General features: G+C 48.5%; 1 pseudogene. It reads right to left on the bottom strand.

Annotated features, from left to right (window positions below):
• Positions 1–22: 22 nt before the first annotated feature.
• Positions 23–647 (bottom strand): annotated as a pseudogene (locus CIK04_RS25560) (arginine deiminase-related protein); the annotation flags it as partial.
• Positions 648–742 lie beyond the last annotated feature (95 nt).

Below are 742 nucleotides of genomic sequence, written 5' to 3'. Positions count from 1 at the left end.
ATTGCTTCACCAATCGCCATCATACGTTGGTGTGGTAAATCGGTTTTTCCCCGATGGCAACAGGGTTTGGAAGGAGATCACACGCTCGTAACCAATGCGTTTGGCGTACTCTTCTAATACAAGGCGATCACAACGCTGCGACAATGCGGCATAAATGGTGCGATTCAGATGGTCAATCACCATCACGCCTGTGCTTTCTAAGAACGCCTCTTCCGTCACGTAATCGGTCAAAGAATCTTGGCGATGCACTTCGCGGCCAGCGGCCGTCAGTGCTTCAATCAAGGCTTGTGGGCGCACTTCTTCACGGCGGTTTTCACACGCCATCGGGAAGGTATAAAAGCCCCCTTCCGCCGTGGTGCTAAACCAGTTGTTGGGGAATACCGCATCGGGGGTCGCAATGTCCGATTCAGGGTAGTCAAACTCCACGACTTGCACCCCTTCCTGACGCAATTTGCCAACCATTGCGCGGAATTCTGCCAATGTTTTGCTTCTTACCTCTTCCTGAGAGAGGGCGATCTGATTCTGAAATTCGTTGTCGCGCGCGTTTCTTCATTAAAGCGAAACTCTTTTGGCGGCACCATTACCACACAGTCTGCATTTTGGGTCGCATGAAGCTGAGGTCGTATTGTCTCATTCGGTAACAGCATCTGTTCATTCCTTATCACTAGATAAGGCAGATTGTAAATTTATTGTTACTCTGTTTTACTGAATTCAGCTTTCCAAACACAACGTAAAGTTAATA

The sequence above is a fragment of the Vibrio sp. 03_296 genome (genome assembly GCF_002265885.1).
This window is presented reverse-complemented; position numbering and strand designations above follow the sequence as displayed.